We start from the raw sequence: 26541 nt of genomic DNA on the forward strand, positions 1-26541 counted from the left end.
GGTGCCGGCGATGGCGTCTGCGGCCAGGTGCAGATAGAGCACCGCCTGCCGCGGCTTCACCACCGCACCGGTCCCGGCGCCGCCCGCGCGGCCGGCGATCTGGGCCGCGGCAGGCTCGTCGCCGGTGCCGCCTGCCGCCGTGCCGTCTGTCTCGTCGGGACCCGCGCCGGCGACGCTGCCGATGCTGGCCTCGATGCCGCTGTCGTCGCCGCCGGTGTTGGGGTTGAGGTCCAGGGCCAGCTGGCGGCGGGCCAGCCCACCCAGCGCCGACGCGCGGCGGGCGTCGAGGTCCTCGGTGGACCCGAGTGCCTTGAGCTGTGCGGCGCCGTTGGCGACGGCGGTGTCGAGGTCCAGGGCGTCGGCCAGGTCGAGGATGCCGTGCACCTGGCTGGTGCCGTCGAAGGAGACCTGGCCGTGGGTGATCGTCACGTGCCGGCCCGCGACTGCCCGGTCGGCCCGCTCTTGGGCCAGCTGCGGGTCGCACCGGCCGATCGCCTCGGCGACGAGTCGGTCGACCTGGCCGGGGGTGACCTTGTGTGCCACCGGGGTGACCGCCACGTCCACGAACTCGGCCGCTGCCGGGGACAGGACGATGGTGGCGGCCGCGACCCGGCGGGCCTTCCACGCGGCCAGGTCACCGGACAGCACCCGCGACCACAGGTTCGGCAGCCGGTGCCGCAGCTCGAGGGCCTCCCCGATCAGCGCCTTCCCGGACTCGGTGCCCAACCCGATGCTGGCGGCAAACTCGGCCACGCAGAACTCCGCCACCGCCGGGGCACCCTGGCCGGCCAACGGGAGGCCGGTGTCGCCGAAGAGTGCCGTGGACACCGTGGCCGCGGGGTGGATGCCCTCCGGGGGGTGCAGGTCCGCCCAGCGGCAGGCCTCCACCAGCAGGTCGGCCTCGGCCCGGTCCGCGATCCGGCGAAGACCCTTGGCCCGACCCAGCACCGCGTCCGCGGTGTCGGTCGTCTCGGTGGGCTTCGTCCTCATGGCAACCACGCTAGCCGTGCCCACTGACAGTCCGACCGGGTCGAGAACCGGTTGTGCACAAGGGGTTTCGACACGCTCGCCAGGGCTCGCGGCTCAACCGGCGAGGGCGCCCGGCGGCGGGTTTCGAGACGGTCGCTGCGCGACCTCCTCAACCGGCGAGGGCCTTGGTTTTGAGGCGGTCGCTGCGCGACCTCCTCAAACCACCGAGCGCGACCTCCTCAACCGGCGGGGGCCGCACAGGTGGTCAGAGCAGCGACTGGCCGGCGAGCGCCCGGAACCGGTCGCAGGCCTCGGGATCCCCCGACACCGTCACGGCCTCGGGTCCGATCCGGTCCCACAGCCAGGCGTCGAGGTCGCCGGCGGTGCCGGAGACGAGGGCCGCGACAGGCCCAGGATCGGCGCCGGGATCGGCCCGGGGATCGGCGGGGGAGCCACGCTCCACGACCGAGAGGTCGTCCTCGTCGTAGGACACGCCGTCGGGGTCGGTCCCGGTGAAGCGACCGAGCGCGACCAGCAGCTCGGTGCCGGTGTCGGTGGCGCTGACCCGGACCAGTGTCCCGTCCGGGGTGAACCGGCCCCAGGGTGGGCAGCCGCCGAGCATCACGTCCAGCAGCTCGTCGATGCCGTCGCTGGCCAGGACCGGGTCCAGTGGCGTCGGGCCGGCTGTCGGGCGGGCCGTCTGGCCGGCCGTCGCGCCGGCGGCGGCCGCGGTGAGCTCGGCGTCGAGCCGGTGGATGAGTGCCTCGTGCGCCTGCCGTCGGTAGATGAAGCCGACCGTCTGCTCCGCGGACCAGGTCCAGGCCTCGTGCGCCGGGTCGGCGGTCTCGAGCGCGCCCACGAGCTCCGCCGAGCAGGTGTCGAACAGCGCCAGCAGGTCGGCGTACCGGCTCGGCCGCTCGGGCGCCGTGAGCCCCTCGGGACCCTCCGGGCGGCGCAGCACGACCTGCGACCAGAACCACTGCACCTCCGTCAGGTGCCACAGCAGGTCGGAGGCGTCCCAGTCGGGGCAGGTCGGTACGCCGGCCGCCGGGTCGACGTCGGCGAGGACGTCACGGAAGCGTCGGGACTCGCGGCGCAGGTGGTCGAGGTACTCCGGGAACCGCAGACGGGTCATCGGTCCACGGTAGGCGCGTCGGGCGGCATCGGCAGCCGGGTTTCCGGTCCGTCGGCGTCCACCACCCACTGGTCCGGGGGAGTCGGTGCCGGCCAGCCCCCGAATATGCAGCCACATGCAGTTGCATGTATGGTCATGCATATGTCCTTCTCCGTCGCAGTCGCCGGTGCCAGCGGGTACGCCGGGGGTGAGGTGCTCCGCCTCCTCCTCTCGCATCCCGACGTCGAGATCGGAGCCCTGACCGGGGGCTCCAACGCGGGGGAGCGCTTCGGCTCCCTGCAGCCACACCTGGTGCCGCTCGCCGACCGGGTGCTCGAGCCCACGACCGCGGAGACCCTCGCCGGCCATGACGTGGTCTTCCTCGGGCTCCCGCACGGCCAGTCCGCGGAGATCGCGAACGCGCTGCCCGACGACGTCGTGGTCATCGACTGCGGCGCCGACTTCCGGCTGACCGACGCCGCGGCGTGGGAGAAGTTCTACGGCTCGGCGCACGCCGGCTCCTGGCCGTACGGGCTCCCCGAGCTGGCCGACCAGCGCGAGCGACTGGCCCGCGCCACGCGGATCGCCGTACCCGGGTGCTACCCGACCGTGTCCACGCTGAGCATCGCGCCCGCCGTCGCCGCCGGGGTGGTCACCCCGGACGTGGTGGTGGTCGCGGCCAGCGGCACCAGCGGTGCCGGCAAGGCGGCCAAGCCGCACCTGCTGGGCAGCGAGATCATGGGCAACGCCAGCGCGTACGGCGTCGGCGGGACGCACCGGCACACCCCCGAGGTGGTGCAGAACCTCTCACTGCTGAGCAGCGAGCAGGTGCGGGTCAGCTTCACGCCCGTCCTGGTGCCGATGCCGCGCGGCATCCTCGCCACGGTCTCTGCCCCGCTCACCGGCGCACTGACCGCCGACGAGGCCCACGACCTGTACGCCAAGGCCTACGCGGACGAGCCGTTCGTGCACGTGCTGCCGCCCGGCACCTGGCCGCAGACCAAGTCCGTCACCGGCTCCAACGCCGTGCACGTCCAGGCCACCGTCGACGAGGCGGCCGGGAGGCTGGTCGCCGTCGGCGCCGTCGACAACCTGGCCAAGGGCACCGGTGGTGCCGCCGTGCAGTGCATGAACCTGGCGCTCGGGATCGACGAGGGCACGGGGCTGACCACGGTCGGGCTCGCCCCGTGAGCGGCGCGAACGATGACGCTGTGAGCGGCGCGAACGACGACGCCGTGAGCGGCGCGAACGATGACGCCGTGAGCGGCGCGAACGATGACGCCGCGCCCACGTTCACTCTGGACCGGTTCCCCGAGAAGCTCGCCGTGGTGCGCATGGGGCCGGGCGCGGAGATCCCGACGTGGGCCGAGTCGTCCTCGCTGTTCTCGGTGACCGCGACGGCCACGGAGACCTCGCTGGTCTGCGCCTCGCGGAGCGTGCCCACCAAGACGCCGAGCCAGAAGCCGTTCACCGCCTTCGCGGTCCAGGGGCCGCTGGACTTCTCGCTGACCGGGGTGCTGAGCGCCCTGCTGGCGCCGCTGGCCGCCGCGGAGATCCCGGTCTTCACGATCTCGACCTTCGACACCGACTGGATCCTCGTCCCGCTGGCCCGCGCCGACGACGCCACGCAGGCCTGGGAGCAGGCCGGCCACCGGGTGCAGGTCGCCGTCCCCGTCCCGCCGAAGGGAAAGAGCAGGAAATGACCGTCACCACACCGGCCGGCTTCACCGCGGCCGCCGTGCCCGCCGGGCTGAAGTCCGCCCCCGAGGGCGGCCCGGCCCCGCTCGACGTGGCGCTCGTCGTCAACGAAGGCCCCACCCACGACTCGGCGACCGTCTTCACGGCCAACCGCTGCAAGGCCAACCCGATCCTCTGGAGCCAGGAGGTCGTCAAGGACGGCGTCGTCCGCGCCGTCGTCCTGAACTCCGGCGGGGCGAACTGCTACACCGGCGCCGACGGGTTCCAGACCACTCACGCGGTGGCCGAACAGGTGGGCTCGGCCCTCGGCATCGGCGCCATCGACGTCGTCGTGTGCTCCACCGGCCTGATCGGGCTGGCCAACCCCCGCCAGAACCTGCTCGACGCGGTCGACGCCTGCGCCGCCGGCCTCAGCGCCGACGGTGGGGCGGACGCCGCCACCGCGATCATGACCACGGACTCGGTGAGCAAGCAGGTCGTCATCGAGGGCGCCGGCTGGTCCATCGGCGGGATGGCCAAGGGCGCCGGCATGCTGGCACCCCAGCTGGCCACGATGCTGGTCGTGCTCACGACCGACGCGGTGGTGCCGGCCGACGAGCTGGACACCGCGCTGCGCGCCGCCACCCGGGTCAGCTTCGACCGGCTGGACTCCGACGGCTGCATGTCGACCAACGACACCGTGACCGTGATGGCCAGCGGCGCGAGCGGCATCACCCCCACGCCGGAGGACTTCACCGCCGCCCTGACCCAGGCCTGCACGGACCTGGCGATGCAGCTGCTGAAGGACGCCGAGGGCGCCGACCACGAGATCGCCATCACCGTGCTCAACGCCGCCTCCGAGGACGACGCCGTCGAGGCGGCCCGGTCGGTCGCCCGCAGCAACCTCTTCAAGGCCGCGGTCTTCGGCAAGGACCCCAACTGGGGCCGGGTGCTGGCCAGCCTGGGCACCACCGCCGCCGCCTTCGACCCGGCCGACCTCGACGTCGCCATGAACGGCGTCTGGGTGTGCCGCAACTCGACACCGGCCGAGGACCCCGCCCTGGTGGACCTGAGCGCCCGCGAGGTGACGGTGACCATCGACCTGAAGTCCGGGTCCGAGCGGGCCACCGTCTGGACCAACGACCTGACCCATGCCTACGTCCACGAGAACAGTGCGTACTCCTCATGAGCGAACACAAGACCGGCCAGACCAACCCGCCCGACCCCGCGAAGGCCCGCACGCTGGCCGCCGCCCTCCCGTGGCTGATGAAGTACCACGGGCGGACGATCGTGGTGAAGTACGGCGGCAACGCGATGACCAACGACGTGCTGAAGCAGGCGTTCGCCGAGGACATCGCGTTCCTGAGGTTCGCGGGCTTCAAGCCGATCGTCGTCCACGGCGGTGGGCCGCAGATCTCCTCCATGCTCAAGCGGCTCGGGATCGAGTCCGAGTTCCGGGGCGGGCTGCGGGTCACCACCCCCGAGGCGATGGACGTGGTCCGGATGGTGCTGGTCGGGAAGGTCCAGCGCGAGCTGGTCGGACTGATCAACCAGCACGGGGCCCTGGCCGTCGGCCTCTCCGGTGAGGACGCCGGGCTGTTCACCGCCACCCAGACCAACACCGTCGTCGACGGCGAGGAGGTCGACCTCGGCCTGGTGGGCGAGGTCAGCCGGGTCCGCCCCGAGGCGGTCCAGGACCTCATCGACGCCGGCCGGATCCCGGTGATCTCGAGCGTCGCCCCGGACATCGACGGCCTGGTGCACAACGTCAACGCCGACACCGCCGCCGCGGCCCTGGCCGTCGCGCTGGATGCCGAGAAGCTCCTGGTGCTGACCGACGTGGAGGGCCTCTACCGGGACTGGCCCGACAGCGACGACGTCATCCAGGAGATCAGCCCCGAGTCGCTCGCCGAGCTGATGCCGAGCCTCGCGTCGGGCATGGTGCCGAAGATGGCCGCCTGCCTGCAGGCGGTGCAGAACGGCGTGAACCGGGCGACCGTCGTGGACGGTCGCGAGCCGCACTCGGTGCTGCTGGAGATCTTCACCGACGAGGGCGTCGGCACCCAGGTGCTGCCGGGCGTCGACACCAAGATCCGCAAGGCCCACGACGCGCCGGGAGGTGCCTCATGACCCAGCCGGTCACCGACCACACCGACCACACCGGGCACTCTTGGGGGGAGCGGTACGCCGCGTCCCTGATGAACACGTTCGGCCCGCCCAAGCTGGTGCTCACCCGCGGCGAGGGCAGCCGGGTCTGGGACGAGGACGGCACCGCCTACCTGGATCTGCTCGGCGGGATCGCCGTGAACTCGCTCGGGCACGCACACCCGGCGCTGGTCGAGGCGGTCAGCACCCAGCTCGGCACGCTGGGCCACATCTCCAACTTCTTCGCCAGCGAGCCGCAGATCGGCCTGGCCGAGCGCCTGCTCGGTCTGGTCGGCGCGCCCGGCCGGGTGTTCTTCGCCAACTCCGGCGCGGAGGCCAACGAGGCCGCCATCAAGCTGACCCGGCGGACCGGCCGGACCCACCTGGTGGCCACCGAGGGCGCCTTCCACGGCCGCACGATGGGATCGCTCGCGCTGACCTCGAAGGAGGCCTACCGGGCACCCTTCGAGCCGCTCCCCGGGCACGTCACGTTCGTCCCCTACGGCGACGCCGCGGCGCTCGCCGAGGCGGTGACCGACGAGACCGCAGCGGTGGTGCTGGAGCCGCTGCAGGGCGAGGCCGGCGTGGTGGTGCCGCCCGAGGGCTACCTGGCCCGGGCCCGCGAGATCACCACCGAGCACGGTGCGCTGCTGTGGCTGGACGAGATCCAGACCGGCATCGGCCGCACCGGCGCGTGGTTCGGCTACCAGCACCCGGCCATCGAGCCGACCGCGGTGCTCCCCGACCTGGTGACGGTCGCGAAGGGCCTCGGCGGCGGACTGCCGATCGGGGCCTGCATCGCCGTGGGGGAGGCCGGACACCTGCTCGGTCCGGGCAACCACGGCACCACGTTCGGCGGCAACCCGGTGGCGACCGCGGCCGGCCTCGCGGTGCTCGACACGATCGAGCGCGACGGCCTGCTGGCCCACGTCGCCGACGTCGGCGCGCAGCTGCGTGCCGGCCTCGGGGCCGACCCCCGGGTCACCGACGTCCGCGGCCAGGGACTGCTGATCGGCCTGGATCTCAGCGCTCCGAGGTCGGCCGAGGTGGTCGCGACCGCGCTCGCACACGGCTTCATCATCAACAACCCGACTCCCGAGCGGATCCGGCTGGCGCCACCGCTGGTGCTGACCGAGCAGGAGGCTGCCTCGTTCGTCGCCGCCTGGCCGGCCCTCCTGGACGAGGCCGGGGTCTAGATGGTCCGGCACCTGCTCCGCGACGACGACCTCACCCCGGCCGAGCAGGCCGAGGTGCTGGCGCTCGCCGCCGAGCTCAAGCGGGCGCCGTACGACCACAAGCCGTTGGCCGGTCCGCGCTCGGTGGCGCTGGTCTTCGACAAGCAGACGCTGCGCACGCAGGCGTCGTTCTCGGCCGGCATCGCCGAGCTCGGCGGGTTCCCGATGGTGGTGGACGGTCGGCTGGCCGGCATCGGCGTCCGGGAGTCGGTGCCCGACGTGGCCCGGGTGCTCGGCCGCCAGGCCAGCCAGATCGTCTGGCGCACCGCCGAGCAGGCCCGCCTGGAGGAGATGGCCGAGTGGGCCGGGGTCCCGGTGATCAACGCCCTCACGGACACCTTCCACCCCTGCCAGCTGCTGGCCGACCTGCTGACGGTCGGCGAGCACAAGGGAGCGCTCGCGGGCCTGAAGGTCGCGTTCGTCGGTGACGGCGGCTGCAACCTCGGCCACTCCTGGCTGGTCGCCGGCGCGACCGCCGGCATGCACGTCGTGGTCAGCGCGCCCGAGGGCTACGACCCGGAGCCCGGCATCGTCGGGACCGCCTCGGGGATCGCCGCGGCCACCGGCGGCTCGGCCCGGCTCGAGCGGGACCCGTACGCCGCGGTGGCCGGCGCCGACGTCGTGGTGACCGACACCTGGGTGAGCATGGGCCACGAGGACGAGGCGCCGGTCCGGGTGGCGGCGCTGACGCCGTACTCGCTGACCTCCGACCTGCTGGCCGCCGCCGCGCCGGACGCGATCGCGATGCACTGCCTGCCCGCTTACCGGGGCAAGGAGATCGCCGCCGAGGTGATCGACGGCCCGCGCAGCGTCGTGTGGGACGAGGCCGAGAACCGCCGGCACGCCCAGAAGGCCGTGATGAGCTGGCTGGCGGCCCGGCCCGGGGAGGCGACGGCATGACCGGATCCGCCCTGCGCCCGGCCACCAAGAACGCCCGGCACCAGCGCATCGTCGAGCTCGTCAACCAGCACGAGGTCCGCTCCCAGGGGGAGCTGGCGGTGCTGCTCGCCGAGAGCGGCCTGCGGGTCACCCAGGCCACCCTCTCCCGCGACCTGGTCGAGCTGGACGCGGTGAAGGTCCGCGCCCCCTCGGGGGCGCTGGTCTACGCCGTGCCCGGCGAGGGCGGCGACCGCCGACCGGTGGCGCCGGCCGACTCCTCGGCCGGCCGGGCCCGGCTCTCCCGCCTGTGCGGCGAGCTGCTGGTCAGCGCCGAGGCGTCGGGCAACCTGGTCGTCCTCCGGACGCCGCCGGGCGCCGCGCAGTTCCTCGGGTCGGCCTTCGACAAGGCCGACTTCCCCGACATCCTCGGCACCATCGCCGGCGACGACACCGTGCTGGTGATCGGCCGTGACCCGCGCGGCGGCGGGACCCTCGCCCGCCGGTTCCTCGGCATGGCCGAGCACCCCACCCCCGAACAGACCCCCGACCAGAAGGAACATCCGTGAGCAAGGTCCTGACCTCCCTGCCCAAGGGCGAGCGCGTCGGCATCGCGTTCTCCGGTGGCCTCGACACCTCCGTCGCGGTCGCCTGGATGCGTGACAAGGGCGCGGTGCCCTGCACCTACACCGCCGACATCGGCCAGTACGACGAGCCGGACATCTCCGGCGTGCCGGACCGGGCCTTCGAGTACGGCGCCGAGATCGCCCGCGCCGTCGACTGCCGGACCCAGCTCGTCGAGGAGGGGTTCGCGGCGATCGCCTGCGGCGCCTTCCACATCCGCTCGGGCGGCCGCACCTACTTCAACACCACGCCCCTGGGCCGCGCCGTCACCGGCACCATGCTGGTCCGGGCCATGCACGAGGACGGCGTGGACATCTGGGGCGACGGATCGACGTTCAAGGGCAACGACATCGAGCGGTTCTACCGCTACGGGCTGCTCGCCAACCCGGACCTGCGGATCTACAAGCCCTGGCTGGACGCCGACTTCGTGCACGAGCTCGGCGGTCGGGACGAGATGAGCCAGTGGCTCACCGAGCACGACCTGCCGTATCGCGACTCCAAGGAGAAGGCCTACTCGACCGACGCCAACATCTGGGGTGCGACGCACGAGGCGAAGATCCTCGAGCACCTGGACACCTCCCTGGAGGTCGTCGAGCCGATCATGGGCGTGAAGTTCTGGGACCCCTCGGTCGCGATCGAGACCGAGGACGTCACCGTCCGCTTCGAGTGCGGTCGCCCGGTCGCGATCAACGGTCAGGGGTTCCCCGACCCCGTGGCGCTGGTCCACGAGGCCAACCTGATCGGCGGACGGCACGGCCTGGGCATGTCGGACCAGATCGAGAACCGGATCATCGAGGCCAAGTCGCGCGGCGTCTACGAGGCCCCGGGGATGGCGCTGCTGTGGATCGCCTACGAGCGGCTGCTCAACGCGATCCACAACGAGGACACGATCGCCAGCCACCACAACGAGGGTCGCCGCCTCGGCCGGCTGCTCTACGAGGGTCGCTGGCTGGACCCGCAGGCGCTGATGATCCGTGAGTCGATCCAGCGCTGGATCGCCTCGCTGGTCACGGGCGAGGTGACGCTGAGGCTGCGTCGCGGGGAGGACTACACGGTCCTCGCCACCGACGGCCCGGCGTTCTCCTACCACCCCGACAAGCTGTCGATGGAGCGCACCGAGAACGCCGCCTTCGGTCCCACGGACCGGATCGGCCAGCTGACGATGCGCAACCTCGACATCGCCGACTCCCGCGCCAAGCTGGAGCTCTACGCCGGTCAGCCGCTCGACCAGGGCCAGGTGCTCGTCGAGCACGGGACGCTGTACGGCGAGCTGGAGCCAGGCGGTGCGAACCGGATCGCCACGAACCCGCGCCAGCCCGGCGAGATCGACGACGAGGCGCTCGACGCGGCGGCGATGGAGGCCGGGACCGACTGATGGGCACCAATGAGGGCGCACTCTGGGGCGGCCGGTTCGCCGGCGGCCCCAGCCCGGAGCTGGAGGCGCTGTCCCGGTCAACGCACTTCGACTGGCGGCTCACGCCCTACGACCTGGCCGGGTCCCGGGCGCACGCCGACGTGCTGCGCGACGCCGAGCTGCTCACCGAGGCCGACCACGCCGAGCTGCTCCGCGGGCTGCGGGTGCTGGGGGAGCGGTACGCCGCCGGCGACCTGGTGCCTGGCCCCGGCGACGAGGACGTCCACGGCGCGCTCGAGCGGCTGCTGCTCGAGGAGGTCGGTCGGGACGTCGGTGGCAGGCTCCGGGCCGGACGATCCCGCAACGACCAGGTGGCCACGCTGTTCAAGGCCTTCCTGCGCGACCACGCCCGGGTCCTGTCCGGGCAGGTGCTCGACCTGGTCGAGGCGCTGCGGGCCCAGGCCGAGGAGCACCTCGGCGCGATCATGCCGGGGCGCACCCACCTGCAGCACGCGCAGCCGGTGCTGCTCAGCCACCACCTGCTGGCGCACGCCTGGCCGCTGCTGCGCGACGTCGACCGGCTCCGCGACTGGGACGCGCGGGTCGCCGCGGAGTCGCCGTACGGCTCGGGCGCCCTGGCCGGCACCAGCCTCGGCCTGGACCCGGAGGCGGTCGCCGAGCAGCTGGGCTTCACCGGCTCGAGCGCCAACTCGATCGACGGCACCGCGGCCCGCGACTTCGTCGCCGAGTTCGCGTTCGTCACCGCGATGGTCGGTGTCGACGTGAGCCGGATCGCCGAGGAGGTGATCCTCTGGGCGACGAAGGAGTTCGGGTTCGTCACGCTGCACGACTCCTGGTCCACGGGGTCGAGCATCATGCCGCAGAAGAAGAACCCCGACATCGCCGAGCTGGCCCGCGGGAAGGCCGGCCGGCTGGTCGGCAACCTGACCGGCCTCATGGCCACGCTCAAGGCGCTGCCGCTCGCCTACAACCGGGACCTGCAGGAGGACAAGGAGCCGGTGTTCGACTCCGTCGACACCCTCGAGGTGCTGCTGCCGGCCTTCACGGGCATGGTCGCGACGCTGCGCTTCGAGACCGACCGGATGGCCGAGCTGGCACCGCAGGGGTTCTCGCTCGCGACCGACGTCGCGGAGTGGCTGGTGCGCGAGGGCGTGCCGTTCCGGGTCGCCCACGAGGTGGCCGGCGGCTGCGTCCGTCGCTGCGAGGAGCTCGGGGTGGAGCTGCACGAGCTGACCGACGCCGACCTCTCGGGGATCTCCGAGCACCTGACGCCGGCGGTGCGCGACGTGCTCACCGCCGAGGGGTCGGTCGCCTCCCGAGACAGCCGGGGCGGCACCGCACCGGACCGGGTGCGCGAGCAGCTGACCGAGCTCGCCGAGGCCGTCGTCGGACACCGTGGGCGCCTCGGCTGACCTCGCCGTCCTCGGCGGCGACGCCCCTGCCGTGGCGCCGCTGCTCCTGGGGGCCGTGGTCCGACGGGGTGAGGCCGCCGTCCGGCTCACCGAGGTCGAGGCGTACGCCGGGGCGCGCGATCCCGGATCGCACGCGTTCCGCGGCCGCACTCCTCGAAACGCAGTGATGTTCGGACCGGCGGGGCACCTCTACACCTACTTCGTCTACGGCATGCACGTCTGCGCGAACGTCGTCACCGGGCCGGACGGCGAGGCGTCCGCGGTGCTGCTGCGGGCCGGTGAGGTGGTCACTCCCCTCGACCCGGCGCTCACCGCGGCCGGCCGGCGCGACCTGGCCCGTGGCCCGGCCAGACTGTGCCGTGCCCTCGGCATCGGCCTGGCCGACGGCGGCACCGACCTGCGGCTCGGGCCGGTGACCCTTGAGCTCGGCGACCCGGCGCCACCCGAGCAGGTCCGCAGCGGCCCCCGTGTCGGGCTCCGGAACGGCGCCGCGACACCGTGGCGCTTCTGGTTGGACGGGGAGCCGACGGTCTCGCAGTACCGCCCGGCCGCCCGGCGGCGCATGTGAGGGCGGCGGCCCGCCGTGAGCCGACCCAGCCGGTCGCCTCGACATGAGGCAGGCTGGACCCACCAGGAACGAATCGAAAGGCCCATGAGCGTGTCCCAGCAGATGTCCATCCTCGACGACCTCGAGTGGCGCGGCCTCGTCGCACACTCGACCGACCGTGACGCCCTCCGCGAGGCGCTGGAGTCGGGGAGCGTGCGGTTCTACGTCGGCTTCGACCCGACCGCGCCGAGCCTGCACCTGGGCAACCTCGTGCAGATCATCACCGCCCGCAGGCTGCAGCTGGCGGGGCACAGGCCCTACCCGCTGGTCGGTGGCGCCACCGGCATGATCGGCGACCCCAAGGAGTCGGGCGAGCGCAGCCTGAACTCGCTGGACACCGTCAAGGCGTGGGTGGAGAAGGTCCGCACCCAGATCGAGCCCTTCCTCGACTTCGACGGCCCGCACGGGGCCACCATGGTGAACAACTACGACTGGACCGCCTCGCTGTCGACGATCGACTTCCTGCGCGACGTCGGCAAGCACTTCCCGGTGAACCGGATGCTGGCGCGCGACGTCGTGCGCAGCCGGCTCGACGATGGGATCAGCTACACCGAGTTCAGCTACGTGCTGCTCCAGTCGATGGACTTCCTCCAGCTCTTCCGGGACCACGGGGTGACGCTGCAGTTCGGCGGCAGCGACCAGTGGGGCAACCTCACCGGAGGTGTCGAGCTGATCCGGCGCAGCGACGGCGGACGGGCGCACGCCTTCGCCACGCCCCTGGTCACCCGGGCCGACGGGACGAAGTACGGCAAGACCGAGGGCGGGGCGCTCTGGTTGGACCCCGAGATGATGTCGCCCTACGCCTTCTACCAGTTCTGGCTCAACGCCGAGGACGCGAAGGTCGGGGAGCTGCTGCGGATCTTCACGTTCCTCTCGCGGGAGCAGATCGAGGAGCTGGACGAGCAGACCGCGGAGAAGCCGTTCCTCCGTGCCGCCCAGAAGGCGCTGGCGGCCGAGGTGACGACCCTGGTCCACGGCGGGCGGGAGACCGCGCGGATCCAGGCGGCCTCGGCAGCGCTGTTCGGCGGGGGAGACCTGCACGAGCTGAGCACTCCCACGCTGGCAGCGGCCCTGCGCGAGGCGGGTGCGGTCCGGCTGAGCCGCGCGGACGGGATCCCCGACATCGTCGGGCTGCTGGTGGCCGCCGGGTTGGCGAAGAGCAACGGCGAGGCCCGCCGGACGATCAAGGAGGGCGGCGCCTACCTCAACAACGAGCGGGTCGAGGACCCCGAGCACGTGCCCGGGGAGGCCGACCTGGTCGGCGGGTCCTGGCTGGTGCTGCGCCGCGGCAAGAAGACGCTCGCCGGCGTGGAGCTGGTGTGAGCGGAGCGCGACCCGCCGCGAGCCCCGCTCGCGGACCCGGAAATCGGGCCTGACCTGCGCGAACGATGGTTGTGGCCCGGGTCACGCGGAGTCGATTTGACGGGCCGTGGGCGCTCGCATAATGTTCTGTTCGTCGCCAGGGAGCGGCGGGAAGCAAGGCCGAGAGGCCGGGCCTCCGGCCCCGGGCGACCACCCCAACACAACACCTCTTCCGAGGCAGAACGTGTGTGCGCCACGATGCGGCCACGGACCACTTCGGAGACGTCGGTGTGGGCGGGTGGCCGAGAGGCCGGGCCGAATTGACAGGCCCAGGGCGGACCGGTAAGTTTAGTCAGGTTGCCCCACAGCGAGGCCGAAAGGCCGGACTGCGGTGCGCGCTTGATCCTTGAGAACTCAACAGTGTGCCAAAAGTCGACGAATTAGTTTGATACCCGTCCGACTCGGCGTCGATCCGGCTTGTCCGGTGAGACAACAAGTCGAACGGTTCCTTTGGTAAGAAAACGATGATTCTGACAACTATGTCAGTGATTCGGTCTCTTGCCAGGACATCTCAAAGTTTGACGCCCACCTCGGTGGGTGTCGTGAAACTTCAACGGAGAGTTTGATCCTGGCTCAGGACGAACGCTGGCGGCGTGCTTAACACATGCAAGTCGAGCGGTAAGGCCCTTCGGGGTACACGAGCGGCGAACGGGTGAGTAACACGTGAGCAATCTGCCCTTCACACTGGGATAACCCCCGGAAACGGGAGCTAATACCGGATACGACCACCTCAGGCATCTGATGGTGGTGGAAAGCTCCGGCGGTGGAGGATGAGCTCGCGGCCTATCAGCTTGTTGGTGAGGTAATGGCTCACCAAGGCTTCGACGGGTAGCCGGCCTGAGAGGGTGACCGGCCACACTGGGACTGAGACACGGCCCAGACTCCTACGGGAGGCAGCAGTGGGGAATATTGGACAATGGGCGAAAGCCTGATCCAGCAACGCCGCGTGAGGGATGACGGCCTTCGGGTTGTAAACCTCTTTCATCCATGACGAAGCGCAAGTGACGGTAATGGAAGAAGAAGGACCGGCCAACTACGTGCCAGCAGCCGCGGTAATACGTAGGGTCCGAGCGTTGTCCGGAATTATTGGGCGTAAAGGGCTCGTAGGCGGTCTGTCGCGTCGGGAGTGAAAACACGGGGCTTAACCCCGTGCCTGCTTCCGATACGGGCAGACTAGAGGTATGCAGGGGAGAACGGAATTCCTGGTGTAGCGGTGAAATGCGCAGATATCAGGAGGAACACCGGTGGCGAAGGCGGTTCTCTGGGCATTACCTGACGCTGAGGAGCGAAAGTGTGGGGAGCGAACAGGATTAGATACCCTGGTAGTCCACACCGTAAACGTTGGGCGCTAGGTGTGGGACTCATTCCACGAGTTCCGTGCCGCAGCTAACGCATTAAGCGCCCCGCCTGGGGAGTACGGCCGCAAGGCTAAAACTCAAAGGAATTGACGGGGGCCCGCACAAGCGGCGGAGCATGCGGATTAATTCGATGCAACGCGAAGAACCTTACCTGGGTTTGACATATACCGGAAAGCTCTAGAGATAGAGCCCCTTTTAGTCGGTATACAGGTGGTGCATGGCTGTCGTCAGCTCGTGTCGTGAGATGTTGGGTTAAGTCCCGCAACGAGCGCAACCCTCGTCTTATGTTGCCAGCACGTTATGGTGGGGACTCATAAGAGACTGCCGGGGTCAACTCGGAGGAAGGTGGGGATGACGTCAAGTCATCATGCCCCTTATGTCCAGGGCTTCACGCATGCTACAATGGCCGGTACAAAGGGCTGCGATACCGCAAGGTGGAGCGAATCCCAAAAAGCCGGTCTCAGTTCGGATTGGGGTCTGCAACTCGACCCCATGAAGTCGGAGTCGCTAGTAATCGCAGATCAGCAACGCTGCGGTGAATACGTTCCCGGGCCTTGTACACACCGCCCGTCACGTCACGAAAGTCGGCAACACCCGAAGCCGGTGGCCCAACCCTTGTGGAGGGAGCCGTCGAAGGTGGGGCTGGCGATTGGGACGAAGTCGTAACAAGGTAGCCGTACCGGAAGGTGCGGCTGGATCACCTCCTTTCTAAGGAGCACATTGGCAGCTCAGCTGTCCAAGCCGACCTGTTTCGTGACCGAACGTGTCACGGCAGGTCACGCTCACTAGTGGAACGTCGACTACTTGGTTCGCCCGCCGGCGAACGCCCGTCAGTACTGTCACTTCTGTGACGTGGAACCTCGAGCAGGAACCGGTTGGAGTCCCAGGCACACTGTTGGGTCCTGAGGGATCGAGCGAGAGCTCATCTCTTCGGACCGCCTCTCCCGCTGAACCGCCAGGACATCCTGGTAGGCACGGACCTCGAGGCGGTACCGCCCGTAAATTGAGAACTACACAGTGGACGCGAGCATCTTTGTAGCAAGACAAGCTACTAAGGGCACATGGTGGATGCCTTGGCACCAAGAGCCGATGAAGGACGTAGGAGCCTGCGATAAGCCCCGGGAAGTTGGCAACCGAGCTGTGATCCGGGGATTTCCGAATGGGGAAACCCAGCTGGAGTCATGTCCAGTTACCTCTGCCTGAACACATAGGGCAGTTGGAGGGAACGTGGGGAAGTGAAACATCTCAGTACCCACAGGAAGAGAAAACAAAAGTGATTCCGAGAGTAGTGGCGAGCGAAATCGGAACAGGCCAAACCCAATCAGTGTGATAGCCGGCAGGCGTTGCTGGTTGGGGGTTGTGGGGCCGTCACGTCGTTACTGCCGTAGCGACACAGAGTAAGAAACCATCGTTGAAGTTGAAGCGGACTGGAAAGTCCCGGCGTAGAGGGTGATACCCCCGTACACGTAAGACGATGGCTCTGAGACGTCACCCCAAGTAACACGGAACCCCTGAAATTCCGTGTGAATCTGGCGGGACCACCCGTTAAGCCTAAATACTCCTTGGTGACCGATAGCGGACAAGTACCGTGAGGGAAAGGTGAAAAGTACCCCTGGCGGGGAGTGAAATAGTACCTGAAACCATGTGCCTACAATCCGTCGGAGCGAGATTTCGATCTTGTGACGGCGTGCCTTTTGAAGAATGAGCCTGCGAGTTTGCGTTGTGTTGCGAGGTTAACCCGTGTGGGGAAGCCGTAGCGAAAGCGAGTCCGAATAGGGCGACTGAGTAGCACGATCAAGACCCGAAGCGAAGTGATCTATCCATGGGCAGGTTGAAGCGCGGGTAAGACCGCGTGGAGGACCGAACCCACTTAGGTTGAAAACTGAGGGGATGACCTGTGGATAGGGGTGAAAGGCCAATCAAACTTCGTGATAGCTGGTTCTCCCCGAAATGCATTTAGGTGCAGCGTTGCGTGTTTCTTGCCGGAGGTAGAGCACTGGATAGCCAATGGGCCCTACAAGGTTACTGACGTTAGCCAAACTCCGAATGCCGGCAAGTGAGAGCGCAGCAGTGAGACTGTGGGGGATAAGCTCCATAGTCGAAAGGGAAACAGCCCAGACCATCAGCTAAGGCCCCTAAGCGATAACTAAGTGGAAAAGGATGTGGAGTCGCACAGACAACCAGGAGGTTGGCTTGGAAGCAGCCACCCTTGAAAGAGTGCGTAATAGCTCACTGGTCAAGTGATTCCGCGCCGACAATGTAGCGGGGCTCAAGTTATCCGCCGAAGCTATGGCATTCATGCACTATCCCGGTCTTCGGATCCAGGAGCATGGATGGGTAGGGGAGCGTCGTGTGGCGAGTGAAGCGGCGGAGTGATCCAGCCGTGGACGCCACACGAGTGAGAATGCAGGCATGAGTAGCGAAAGACGGGTGAGAAACCCGTCCGCCGAATGATCAAGGGTTCCAGGGTCAAGCTAATCTGCCCTGGGTAAGTCGGGACCTAAGGCGAGGCCGACAGGCGTAGTCGATGGACAACGGGTTGATATTCCCGTACCGGCAAAATAGCGCCCATGACGAACCTAGTGATGCTAAGTGCCCAAAACCACCGGGATCCTTCGGGACGATGGTGGCGGAGCGCACGACCCGAACTAGCAGTAGTCAAGCGATGGGGTGACGCAGGAGGGCAGTCCAACCGTGGCGATGGTAGACCACGGCCAAGGGTGTAGGGCGCAACGTAGGCAAATCCGCGTTGCACATGCCTGAGACCTGACGGGGAGTCCTTATGGACGAAGTGGATGATCCCATGCTGTCGAGAAAAACCTCTAGCGAGCTATGCGCCGCCCGTACCCCAAACCGACTCAGGTGATCAGGTAGAGAATACCAAGGCGATCGAGTGAACCATGGTTAAGGAACTCGGCAAAATGCCCCCGTAACTTCGGGAGAAGGGGGGCCGGATTCGTGAAGGGACTTGCTCCCGGAAGCGATGAAGGCCGCAGAGACCAGGCCCAAGCGACTGTTTACTAAAAACACAGGTCCGTGCGAAGTTGTAAGACGATGTATACGGACTGACTCCTGCCCGGTGCTGGAAGGTTAAGGGGACGTGTTAGTTGACTTTGTCAGCGAAGCGCAGAACTTAAGCCCCAGTAAACGGCGGTGGTAACTATAACCATCCTAAGGTAGCGAAATTCCTTGTCGGGTAAGTTCCGACCTGCACGAATGGAGTAACGACTTGGGCGCTGTCTCAACCATGGACTCGGCGAAATTGCACTACGAGTAAAGATGCTCGTTACGCGCGGCAGGACGGAAAGACCCCGGGACCTTTACTATAGTTTGGTATTGGTGTTTGGTTCGGCTTGTGTAGGATAGGTGGGAGACTGTGAAACTCGGACGCCAGTTCGGGTGGAGTCAACGTTGAAATACCACTCTGGTCGTACTAGATATCTAACCTAGGTCCGTAATCCGGATCAGGGACAGTGCCTGATGGGTAGTTTAACTGGGGCGGTTGCCTCCTAAAATGTAACGGAGGCGCTCAAAGGTTCCCTCAGCCTGGTTGGCAATCAGGTTTCGAGTGTAAGTGCACAAGGGAGCTTGACTGTGAGAGTGACAACTCGAGCAGGGACGAAAGTCGGAACTAGTGATCCGGCGCTGGCATGTGGAAGCGGCGTCGCTCAACGGATAAAAGGTACCCCGGGGATAACAGGCTGATCTTCCCCAAGAGTCCATATCGACGGGATGGTTTGGCACCTCGATGTCGGCTCGTCGCATCCTGGGGCTGGAGTAGGTCCCAAGGGTTGGGCTGTTCGCCCATTAAAGCGGCACGCGAGCTGGGTTTAGAACGTCGTGAGACAGTTCGGTCCCTATCCGCCGCGCGCGCAGGAAACTTGAGAAAGGCTGTCCCTAGTACGAGAGGACCGGGATGGACGAACCTCTGGTGTGCCAGTTGTTCCGCCAGGAGCACGGCTGGTTAGCTACGTTCGGAAGTGATAACCGCTGAATGCATCTAAGCGGGAAGCACGTTTCAAGATGAGGTTTCCCACCGGGTAACCGGGTAAGGCCCCCAGTAGACGACTGGGTTGATAGGCCGGAGGTGTACAGCAGAAATGCCCAGCCGACCGGTACTAATAGGCCGAGGGCTTGTCCCTCAAAGATGTTGCGCGTCCACTGTGTGGTTCCCGAGTTACGGTCGGGAACCGTTGATCGAGCCGGAGGGCTCCGATCATGGTTGATCTAACTCCATAGAGTTTCGGCGGCCATAGCGAAAGGGAAACACCCGGCTCCATTCCGAACCCGGAAGTTAAGCCTTTCAGCGCCGATGGTACTGCAATCGCGAGGTTGTGGGAGAGTAGGACGTCGCCGGACATTACTTTCGTAAGGGCCACCTCTATCAGAGGTGGCCCTTACGCATTTCAGCCGTCCCCGCACGTCAACGTAAACCGTCGAAGAAGGTCGTCATGCCCGAGGATTCACGTCAGCCCCGCCAGTCCCGAGGCGGCTCGCAGGCCGGCCAGGGTCGTGGCCGAGCCTCCGACCGCGGTCGAGGCGCGGCGCCGGGCCGCGGACAGGGCCAGGGTCGCGGAGAGGGCCAGGGTCGCGGACAGGGACGGGGCGGCTCCGGGTCGCGGCCGGGACGGAAGGACGACTGGCGCCGGCCCGCCGACGACCAGCGCCCGCGCTCGGAGGACCAGGCGAGGTACGACGGTCCGCCGATCCCTGAGGACATCACCGGCAAGGAGCTGGACCGCTCGGTGACCGCGCAGCTGAAGGGCCTGCCCGAGAAGCTGGCGGCGCGCGTGGCCCGGCACCTGGCCGCAGCCGGCGCGGTCATCGACGAGGACCCGCGCACGGCGTACGAGCACACCCTGGCCGCCCGGGCCCGGGCCGCCCGGATCGCCGTGGTCCGTGAGGCGTGCGGGGAGGCGGCGTACGCGGCCGGGGAATACGCCGAGGCGCTCTCCGAGCTGCGGGCCGCCAAGCGCATGAACGGGGTCACGGCCTACCTGCCGATCATGGCCGACTGCGAGCGCGCTCTGGGTCGTCCTGAGCGAGCGCTGACCCTGGCCAAGAGCCCGGCGGTGGCGAACTTCGCCTCGGAGGCGAAGGCGGAGATGACGATCGTCGAGGCCGGTGCTCGTCGGGACATGGGCGAGCTCGACGCCGCGCTGCGCACGCTGGAGAACGCACCCCTCACCTCGAAGTCGCGGACCTCGTGGGTGGTCCGACTGCGCTACGCCTACGCCGACACGCTCGTGGCCGCAGGCCGGGAGGCCGACGCCCTCGAGTGGTTCCACCGCACCGAGGCGATCGACGGCGACGAGATCACCGACGCGGGGGAGCGGGCCGCGGAGCTCGAGAAGCGCCAGGGCTAGGCGAGGGCCGCCCGAGGCGGGGTCGGCCCGCGCCCGGCCCGCGGGGCCTCCACAGCCCGGCGGGCCGTCGCCTGGTTCCCCAGGAGTCCGTGCGGGCCGCCTCGACGGTCGGTCGCTTTCGGCACCGTCGGGTGCGGAGGTGGTCGCGGTGACCAACGAGGTGGTGCTCCAGGGACGGATCTCCCGTCCACCAGAGCCGAAGGTGCTGCCCAGCGGAGACACCGTCTGGGTGGTCCGGGTGGTGGTGCCCCGGGCCGACGGACGCGCCGGCGCCGACTGGTTCGACTGCGCCCTGTGGTCGGGGCGGCTGCGTCGGTCGGCCCGGGGCTGGGCGACCGACGATGTGGTGCGGGTCGAGGGGGTGCTGCGACGCCGGTTCTACCGGACCGCGGCCGGCCCACGGTCGGTGGTGGAGGTGGAGGCCACCGGCGCCCGACTGGTGCGTCGCCTCACTCGTCCGGCACGGCGCGCATGAGCACGCCCACGTGCGGCTTGGGCTGGAACGACGTGGCCTTGTGCGGCAACAGTCGCCCGGACCGGGCCGAGCGGTCCACCTGGTCGAAGCTCGGCGCCGGGAGCAGCACGGCCAGCCCCGGTCCGGCGCGGTCGAGAGCCTCGCCGGCCGTGTGGTGGAAGCCGATCACCTCCGGATCGACGCCCCAGGCGGGGAGCAGCTCGTCGTGCAGGCGGTGGACCAGCATCCGGTCGTCGGGCGGGGCCGGGCGAAGCGTCGCCCAGCCGGACCCGTCGTGGAGGACCAGGGAGTCCTCGAGGTGGTCGAGGGCTGCCTGCCGGGTCGGGCACGCCGTGAACGCGTCGCCGCGCTCGGCCGCCGCTCGGGCGACGTCGGCGAGGTCCAGTCGCGGGATCGACCGGTGGATCGCGCTCAGCTGGAGTGGGGTGTCGGCCTGGTCGACCAGCATCACCAGCGTGCGCGCCCAGTCCGTGCCGGGCCGGGCCTGGTCGAGGCGGCGCGCCGCGGCGTAGCGGTGGTGGCCGTCCGCGATCACGGCCCGGGTGCCGGCCAGGGCGTCCTGCAGTGCCCGGATCGTGTCCGGCTCGCTCACCCGCCAGATCCTCTGCACCTGCCCGGACCGGTCGGTGTAGACGTGGTCGGGCGCTCCTGCGGTGGCCTGAGCGACGAGGTGGCGGACCGAGCCTGCTGCACGGGCCATCAGCAGGATGGGAGCCGGGTTCAGCCGCATCTGCTCCATGCGCTCGGCCAGCTGTCCCACCTGGGCCTCCCGCACGCCCTCGTGCGGGAACACCACGCCACGGGCGTCCTCGAGGGCGAGGGTGCCGACGATGCCCCGCACCGACACCCCGGCCGAGGTGTACTCGTGGAGGTAGATCGCCGGGGCGGGGTCCAGCCGCAGGTGTCGCCGGCGGCGCCACTCGCGGGTCCGGCTCGGCACCGATCGATAGGGTCTGGTCAGGACACGGTGCGCCACCGGGGCCCCGACATAGCTGTCGGAGAGCCTCAGTGCCCGGAACGGGAGCAGCGCGAACTGCGGCTCCCGCGAGCTGGTGGTGTCCATTCGGAGCATCGTAGGGGCCGGACCCAGGACAGGAAGGACCGACCGTGCTCGAGGAGAGCCAGGAGCCGCTGAGCTCGACGTACGACCTGGTGATGGCCGACCTCGACGGCGTGGTCTACGTCGGCCCCGCGGCGGTGCCCGGCGCGCCGGAGCACCTGGCCGAGGCCCGGCGTCGCGGCGTCCACGTCGCGTTCGTCACCAACAACGCCTCGCGCACGCCGCGCATGGTGGCCGAGCACCTCTGCGAGCTCGGGGTCGCCGCCGAGGCGTCGGACGTCGTCACCTCGGCCCAGGCGGCTGCGCACCTGCTGGCCGGGCGGCTGGAGCCGGGGGCACCGGTCCTCCTGCTCGGCGGCGCCGGGCTCGAGGAGGCGCTGCTGGACGAGGGCCTGACACCGGTGCTGGACGCCGCCGACGGCCCGGCCGCAGTCGTCACCGGCTACGGCCCCGACGTCACCTGGCGACGGCTGATGACCGGGGCGATGCTGATCCGGGACGGCCTGCCGTGGGTGGCGAGCAACACCGACCTGACCTTCCCCACCGCCGAGGGGGTGGCGCCCGGGCACGGCGTCCAGGTGCGCATGCTGAGCGACTTCTCCGGGGTGACCCCCGAGGTCGCCGGGAAGCCGGCCCGCCCGCTCCTCGACGAGACGGTGCGACGGGTCGGCGGTGACCGCCCCCTGATGGTCGGCGACCGGCTCGACACCGACATCGAGGGGGCGCGGGTGGCCGGCGTCGACTCGCTGCTCGTCCTCACCGGTGTCACCGGTCTCGCCGAGCTGGTCGCCGCCCCGCCCCGGCTGCGCCCGCGGTTCCTCGCCGCCGACCTCGGTGGCCTGTTCACGGCCCACCCGGTGCCCCACGTGGCGGCGGGCTCGACGACCGCCGAGCTCGGCGGGTGGCGCGCCGAGGTGCGCGGCGGTGTGCTGGCCGTCGACGGAGCGGGGGACCCGGACGACTGGTGGCGGGCCGTGGCCTATGCCGCCTGGGGTCACCTCGACGAGACCGGCGAGGTGTGCGACACGTCCGGAGTCGAGCCGCCCACGCCGGTCGGGCCACCGGCCGTTGGGGGTACGGTGACCGCATGACCGAGGAGCTCTCGAACCCCTTTGACGGCACGGCGGTCCCCGCCGGCACCGCCGACACCGCCCTTGCGGTGCCGGTGACCGGTCACGCGGAGGTCGATGCGGTGCTGGCCAGCCTGTCCGGCCTCGAGGAGGCCGAGGTCGCCACCCACGTCGCGACCTTCGAGCAGGCCCACGAGCGGCTCCGCGGGGCTCTCGACGCGCCCCAGACCTGAGCCGTGCCGCCTCGAGGCGCCCCGCGACGACTGCGCCTGGATGCCGAGCTGGTACGCCGTGGGGTCGCCCGCTCTCGCGAGCACGCGAGCGAGCTGATCGGCGCCGGCCGGGTGAAGGTGAACGGCGTGGTGGCCGGCAAGCCGGCGACCGGCGTCACCACCGACGTCGCCATCGTCGTCACCGAGGACCCGGACCGACCCGACTACGTCTCCCGCGGCGGCCACAAGCTGGCCGGCGCGCTCGCCGCGTTCGAGCCGTCGGGGCTGACCGTCCGCGGCCGCCGGTGCCTGGACGCCGGCGCCTCTACCGGTGGGTTCACCGACGTCCTGCTGCGCGCCGGGGCCGCCGAGGTGGTGGCGGTGGACGTCGGCTACGGGCAGCTCGCGTGGGGGCTGCGACAGGACGAGCGGGTGCGGGTCCACGACCGCACGAACGTCCGGGAGCTGACCACGGAGGTCATCGGCGGGCCGGTGGACGTCGTTGTCGGCGACCTGTCGTTCATCTCGCTGTCCCTGGTGCTCGACGCGCTGCTCGCGGTGACCCGTCCGGACGGCGACCTGGCGCTCATGGTCAAGCCCCAGTTCGAGGTCGGCAAGGATCGGGTCGGCAAGGGCGGCGTCGTGCGCGAGCCGGCGCTCCGGGCCGAGGCGGTGCAGGCGGTCGCGGACGCGGCCGGACGGCGCGGCTGGGGTGCCCGGGCGCTGACCACGAGCCCGCTGCCCGGGCCGTCGGGCAACGTGGAGTTCTTCCTCTGGCTGCACGCCGGTGACGCCGCGGTGACCGCGGACCAGATCCGCGCCGAGGCGGAGCGCTCCGCCGGGCTGGGGGTCCCGGGTGAGAGGCTGGGGCCGTGACCGACCAGCCACGCCGGGTGCTGCTCCTGGCCCACACCGGACGCGCCGAGGCGCGTGAGGTGGCGCGCGACTTCACCAAGGCGCTCACCGCACACGGCATCGGCGTCCGGCTGCTCGCCGACGAGGCCGCCGACCTGGCCCTCGACCCCGCCCAGTTCGACCCGGCCGTGGAGGTGGTCGCGGCCACGCCCGACGGTCCCGGGGCGTCCCACGGCTGCGAGCTCGTGGTGGTCATCGGCGGTGACGGCACGATCCTGCGCGCCGCCGAGCTGACCCACGGCGAGGGCACCCCGCTGCTCGGGGTGAACCTCGGCCACGTCGGCTTCCTCGCCGAGGCCGAGTTCGACGCCGTCGACGACACCATCGACGCGATCGTCGAGCGCCGCTACACGGCCGAGGACCGGCTCACCATCGACGTGTCGGTCTACCGCGACAAGGAGCTGGTCGCGAGCACGTTCGCCCTCAACGAGGCGAGCGTCGAGAAGGCCGCCCGCGAGCGGATGCTCGAGGTGGTGGTCGAGATCGACGGCCGGCCGCTCTCCCGCTGGGGCTGCGACGGCGTGGTGTGCGCCACGCCGACCGGCTCCACGGCGTACAACTTCTCGGCCGGCGGCCCGGTCGTCTGGCCCGGCGTCGAGGCGCTGCTGATGGTGCCGATCAGTGCGCACGCGCTGTTCGCGCGGCCCATGGTGGTGGCGCCGACGTCGGTGCTCGCGGTCGAGGTGCTCGCCCGCACGGAGGGGGCCGGCGTGCTCTGGTGCGACGGCCGGCGCACGGTGGACCTGCCGCCCGGCGCCCGGATCGAGGTACGCCGCGGCGCCACGCCGGTGCGCCTGGTGCGGCTGCACACCGCACCGTTCACCGACCGGCTGGTCGCCAAGTTCGGCCTGCCCGTCGGCGGCTGGCGCGGTGCCGGCGAGCGCCGCCTCCGCGGAGGTGAGGACGATGCTTGAGGAGATCCGGATCAGCTCGCTGGGGGTGATCGACTCCTCCACGCTCGAGCTCGGTCCCGGGCTCACCGTGATCACCGGTGAGACCGGCGCCGGCAAGACCATGGTCGTCACCGCGTTGGGCCTGCTGCTCGGAGGGCGGGCCGACAGCGGGGCGGTGCGGTCCGGCGCCCGGACCGCCCGGGTCGAGGGCGTCGTGGCCGCCTCGGCGCTGCCGGGCTTCCGCGGCGCCGTCGAGGAGCTCGGTGGCGAGATCGAGGACGAGCGGGTGCTGCTCGCGCGCAACATCTCCGGTGAGGGGCGCTCGCGTGCCTTCGTGGGCGGCGCCTCGGTGCCGGCCTCGCAGCTCTCCGAGGTCGCCGAGCCGCTGGTCGCCGTGCACGGCCAGTCCGACCAGCACCGCCTGCTCCGCGCCGGCGCCCAGCGCGACGCGCTGGACCGGTTCGGGGGCGAGTCGCTGGCCGGGCTCCGTGGCGCCTACACCGCCCTGCACGCCGAGCTCACCGACGTGGAGCGGGAGCTGGTCGAGGTGGTCTCGCAGGCCCGGGAGCGGGCCCGCGAGGCGGACCTGCTCCGGTTCGGGCTGGGTGAGATCGAGGAGGTGGACCCGGCGCCGGGGGAGGACGTCCAGCTCGCCGCCGAGGAGTCCCGGCTCGGCTTCGCCGACACCCTGCGCACCGCGTCGGGTCAGGCGAAGGAGGCGCTCTCCGCCGACCACGGGGGTGCCGACGCCCTCGGCGCCGTCGCCGCGGCCCGCTCGGATCTCGACGGGGTCCGCGACCACGACCCCGAGGTGGCCGAGCTGGCGGACCGGCTCGCCGAGGTGAGCTACCTCCTGGCCGACGTCGCCGCGGACATCGCCTCCTACACCGAGCGCGTGGACACCGACCCGGCCCGGCTGGCGGCGGTCTCGGAGCGACGGGCGGCGCTCACGGCGCTGACCCGCAAGTACGGCGAGTCGATCGACGAGGTGCTGGCCTGGTCGGAGCGCTCGTCGGCCCGGCTGCTCGACCTCGACCGGACCGACGAGCAGGTGTCCGGGCTGAGGGAGCGCCGGGTCCGGCTGCGCGAGCAGCTGGCGGTGGCCGCCTCCGCCCTCTCCGCCGCCCGCCGCGAGGCGGCCGTGCGCCTGGCCGACGTGGTCACCGCCGAGCTGACCCTGCTCGCGATGCCGCACGCCGAGCTCACCGTCGAGGTGACGCCGACGACGGTGGCGGCCCCCGACAACCGCGACGACCCCGACGGCCCGGAGACGCCCGGAGCGCCGCTGCCGGTCGACGGCGGCTGGGTCCGCGCCGGCACGACCGGCACCGACGAGGTCGAGCTCCGGCTCGCCGCCAACACCGGTGCCGAGCCGAGGCCGCTGCACAAGGGGGCCTCCGGCGGCGAGCTGTCCCGGGTGATGCTCGCGCTGGAGGTGGCGCTGGCCGGCACCAGCCCGGTGCCGACGTTCGTGTTCGACGAGGTCGACGCGGGCGTCGGCGGCAAGGCGGCGGTCGAGGTCGGTCGCCGGCTCGCCACCCTGGCCCGCACCGCGCAGGTGCTGGTGGTGACCCACCTGCCCCAGGTGGCGGCGTACGCCGACCGGCACGTGGTGGTCTCCAAGGCCAGCGACGGCACCGTGACCACCTCGGGCCTGGCCGTCCTCGACGAGTCCGACCGGGTCCGCGAGCTGTCCCGGATGCTGGCCGGCATGGAGGAGTCCGACACCGCCCTCGCGCACGCCCGCGAGCTGCTCGACGCGGCCCGCCACGCGCGGGACTGACGTGCGCGATTGA

At 70.2% G+C, this 26541-nt stretch carries 20 protein-coding genes, 3 rRNA genes and 1 pseudogene; 21 read left to right on the forward strand and 3 right to left on the reverse strand.

Annotation, left to right across the window (positions count from 1 at the left end; translation table 11 throughout):
• Positions 1-990: pseudogene (locus IE331_RS06415) on the reverse strand (hypothetical protein); the annotation flags it as partial.
• A 244-nt stretch (positions 991-1234) separates the two neighbouring features.
• Positions 1235-2104, reverse strand: coding sequence for a maleylpyruvate isomerase N-terminal domain-containing protein (locus IE331_RS06420; protein ID WP_192141817.1), 870 nt, complete (start codon positions 2102-2104; stop codon positions 1235-1237).
• A gap of 135 nt (positions 2105-2239) precedes the next feature.
• Between IE331_RS06420 and argC the strand changes: the two genes are divergently transcribed.
• The 16 genes from argC (at position 2240) to IE331_RS06500 (ending at position 20595) form a co-directional block, all read left to right on the forward strand.
• Positions 2240-3274, forward strand: a complete 1035-nt coding sequence (gene argC, locus IE331_RS06425; RefSeq protein ID WP_225579663.1) for an N-acetyl-gamma-glutamyl-phosphate reductase — start codon at positions 2240-2242, stop codon at positions 3272-3274.
• 68 nt (positions 3275-3342) lie between these two features.
• Entirely contained in the window at positions 3343-3786 is a 444-nt protein-coding gene (locus IE331_RS06430) for an ACT domain-containing protein (RefSeq protein ID WP_192141821.1), read from the forward strand.
• Entirely contained in the window at positions 3783-4949 is a 1167-nt protein-coding gene (gene argJ / locus IE331_RS06435) for a bifunctional glutamate N-acetyltransferase/amino-acid acetyltransferase ArgJ (RefSeq protein WP_192141823.1), read from the forward strand. The genes IE331_RS06430 and argJ overlap by 4 nt, the downstream gene beginning before the upstream one ends.
• A complete protein-coding gene (argB, locus tag IE331_RS06440; RefSeq protein WP_192141825.1) occupies positions 4946-5890 on the forward strand; it encodes an acetylglutamate kinase in 945 nt (314 codons plus the stop codon). The genes argJ and argB overlap by 4 nt, the downstream gene beginning before the upstream one ends.
• Positions 5887-7101 carry an acetylornithine transaminase gene (locus tag IE331_RS06445; protein ID WP_192141827.1) on the forward strand — a complete coding sequence of 405 codons (1215 nt, stop codon included), beginning with the start codon at positions 5887-5889 and terminating at the stop codon, positions 7099-7101. Before argB ends, IE331_RS06445 begins: the two co-directional genes overlap by 4 nt.
• Entirely contained in the window at positions 7102-8040 is a 939-nt protein-coding gene (gene argF / locus IE331_RS06450) for an ornithine carbamoyltransferase (RefSeq protein ID WP_192141829.1), read from the forward strand.
• On the forward strand, positions 8037-8585 hold the full coding sequence (locus tag IE331_RS06455) for an arginine repressor (protein WP_192141831.1): 549 nt from the start codon (positions 8037-8039) through the stop codon (positions 8583-8585). Before argF ends, IE331_RS06455 begins: the two co-directional genes overlap by 4 nt.
• On the forward strand, positions 8582-10015 hold the full coding sequence (gene argG, locus IE331_RS06460; protein WP_192141833.1) for an argininosuccinate synthase: 1434 nt from the start codon (positions 8582-8584) through the stop codon (positions 10013-10015). Before IE331_RS06455 ends, argG begins: the two co-directional genes overlap by 4 nt.
• Complete coding sequence (argH, locus tag IE331_RS06465) at positions 10015-11427, forward strand: argininosuccinate lyase (RefSeq protein WP_192141835.1); 1413 nt, start codon at positions 10015-10017, stop codon at positions 11425-11427. Before argG ends, argH begins: the two co-directional genes overlap by 1 nt.
• Positions 11411-11995, forward strand: coding sequence for a DNA-3-methyladenine glycosylase (locus IE331_RS06470; protein WP_192141837.1), 585 nt, complete (start codon positions 11411-11413; stop codon positions 11993-11995). Before argH ends, IE331_RS06470 begins: the two co-directional genes overlap by 17 nt.
• Before the next feature lie 84 nt (positions 11996-12079).
• The gene (gene tyrS / locus IE331_RS06475; protein WP_318646785.1) at positions 12080-13357 is read left to right on the forward strand and encodes a tyrosine--tRNA ligase; all 1278 of its coding nucleotides are present in this window, start codon (positions 12080-12082) and stop codon (positions 13355-13357) included.
• Positions 13358-13946: 589 nt separating this feature from the next.
• Positions 13947-15462, forward strand: a 16S ribosomal RNA gene (locus tag IE331_RS06480).
• Positions 15463-15795: 333 nt separating this feature from the next.
• A 23S ribosomal RNA gene (locus IE331_RS06485) occupies positions 15796-18896 on the forward strand.
• Positions 18897-18996: 100 nt separating this feature from the next.
• Positions 18997-19113 (forward strand): 5S ribosomal RNA (rrf, locus tag IE331_RS06490).
• The 16S, 23S and 5S rRNA genes sit together here, the layout of an rRNA operon.
• Positions 19114-19205: 92 nt before the next feature.
• Complete coding sequence (locus IE331_RS06495; RefSeq protein ID WP_192141839.1) at positions 19206-20120, forward strand: tetratricopeptide repeat protein; 915 nt, start codon at positions 19206-19208, stop codon at positions 20118-20120.
• A 148-nt stretch (positions 20121-20268) separates the two neighbouring features.
• Positions 20269-20595, forward strand: a complete 327-nt coding sequence (locus IE331_RS06500; RefSeq protein ID WP_201931300.1) for a single-stranded DNA-binding protein — start codon at positions 20269-20271, stop codon at positions 20593-20595.
• Here the strand turns inward: IE331_RS06500 and IE331_RS06505 are convergent.
• Positions 20570-21658 (reverse strand): DUF1015 family protein, encoded by a 1089-nt coding sequence (locus IE331_RS06505; protein ID WP_192141843.1) that lies wholly within the window; start codon positions 21656-21658, stop codon positions 20570-20572. The genes IE331_RS06500 and IE331_RS06505 overlap by 26 nt on opposite strands.
• Positions 21659-21702: 44 nt before the next feature.
• On the opposite strand from IE331_RS06505, the gene IE331_RS06510 reads away from it, so the two are divergent.
• From IE331_RS06510 to recN, 5 genes are read left to right on the forward strand one after another with little or no spacing between them, the layout of a single operon-like run.
• Positions 21703-22746 carry an HAD-IIA family hydrolase gene (locus IE331_RS06510; protein WP_318646786.1) on the forward strand — a complete coding sequence of 348 codons (1044 nt, stop codon included), beginning with the start codon at positions 21703-21705 and terminating at the stop codon, positions 22744-22746.
• The gene (locus IE331_RS06515) at positions 22743-22958 is read left to right on the forward strand and encodes a hypothetical protein (RefSeq protein WP_192141846.1); all 216 of its coding nucleotides are present in this window, start codon (positions 22743-22745) and stop codon (positions 22956-22958) included. Before IE331_RS06510 ends, IE331_RS06515 begins: the two co-directional genes overlap by 4 nt.
• 3 nt (positions 22959-22961) lie before the next feature.
• Complete coding sequence (locus tag IE331_RS06520; RefSeq protein ID WP_192141848.1) at positions 22962-23813, forward strand: TlyA family RNA methyltransferase; 852 nt, start codon at positions 22962-22964, stop codon at positions 23811-23813.
• Positions 23810-24766, forward strand: coding sequence for an NAD kinase (locus IE331_RS06525; protein ID WP_192141850.1), 957 nt, complete (start codon positions 23810-23812; stop codon positions 24764-24766). Before IE331_RS06520 ends, IE331_RS06525 begins: the two co-directional genes overlap by 4 nt.
• On the forward strand, positions 24759-26528 hold the full coding sequence (recN, locus tag IE331_RS06530; RefSeq protein ID WP_192141852.1) for a DNA repair protein RecN: 1770 nt from the start codon (positions 24759-24761) through the stop codon (positions 26526-26528). Before IE331_RS06525 ends, recN begins: the two co-directional genes overlap by 8 nt.
• Positions 26529-26541: the final 13 nt, after the last annotated feature.

The sequence above is a fragment of the Nocardioides donggukensis genome (assembly GCF_014842875.1).
Taxonomy (GTDB): Bacteria; Actinomycetota; Actinomycetes; order Propionibacteriales; family Nocardioidaceae; genus Nocardioides; species Nocardioides donggukensis.

What these genes read in the sequence shown, in the direction of transcription:
- IE331_RS06455 (WP_192141831.1), top strand. Translation starts at nt 8,037, where the DNA reads ATGACCGGATCCGCCCTGCGCCCGGCCACCAAGAACGCCCGGCACCAG.
- argJ (WP_192141823.1), top strand. Translation starts at nt 3,783, where the DNA reads ATGACCGTCACCACACCGGCCGGCTTCACCGCGGCCGCCGTGCCCGCC.
- argH (WP_192141835.1), top strand. Translation starts at nt 10,015, where the DNA reads ATGGGCACCAATGAGGGCGCACTCTGGGGCGGCCGGTTCGCCGGCGGC.
- IE331_RS06445 (WP_192141827.1), top strand. Translation starts at nt 5,887, where the DNA reads ATGACCCAGCCGGTCACCGACCACACCGACCACACCGGGCACTCTTGG.
- argF (WP_192141829.1), top strand. Translation starts at nt 7,102, where the DNA reads ATGGTCCGGCACCTGCTCCGCGACGACGACCTCACCCCGGCCGAGCAG.
- IE331_RS06495 (WP_192141839.1), top strand. Translation starts at nt 19,206, where the DNA reads ATGCCCGAGGATTCACGTCAGCCCCGCCAGTCCCGAGGCGGCTCGCAG.
- IE331_RS06420 (WP_192141817.1), bottom strand. Translation starts at nt 2,104, where the DNA reads ATGACCCGTCTGCGGTTCCCGGAGTACCTCGACCACCTGCGCCGCGAG.
- argB (WP_192141825.1), top strand. Translation starts at nt 4,946, where the DNA reads ATGAGCGAACACAAGACCGGCCAGACCAACCCGCCCGACCCCGCGAAG.
- IE331_RS06515 (WP_192141846.1), top strand. Translation starts at nt 22,743, where the DNA reads ATGACCGAGGAGCTCTCGAACCCCTTTGACGGCACGGCGGTCCCCGCC.
- argC (WP_225579663.1), top strand. Translation starts at nt 2,240, where the DNA reads ATGCATATGTCCTTCTCCGTCGCAGTCGCCGGTGCCAGCGGGTACGCC.
- IE331_RS06505 (WP_192141843.1), bottom strand. Translation starts at nt 21,658, where the DNA reads ATGGACACCACCAGCTCGCGGGAGCCGCAGTTCGCGCTGCTCCCGTTC.
- tyrS (WP_318646785.1), top strand. Translation starts at nt 12,080, where the DNA reads ATGAGCGTGTCCCAGCAGATGTCCATCCTCGACGACCTCGAGTGGCGC.
- recN (WP_192141852.1), top strand. Translation starts at nt 24,759, where the DNA reads ATGCTTGAGGAGATCCGGATCAGCTCGCTGGGGGTGATCGACTCCTCC.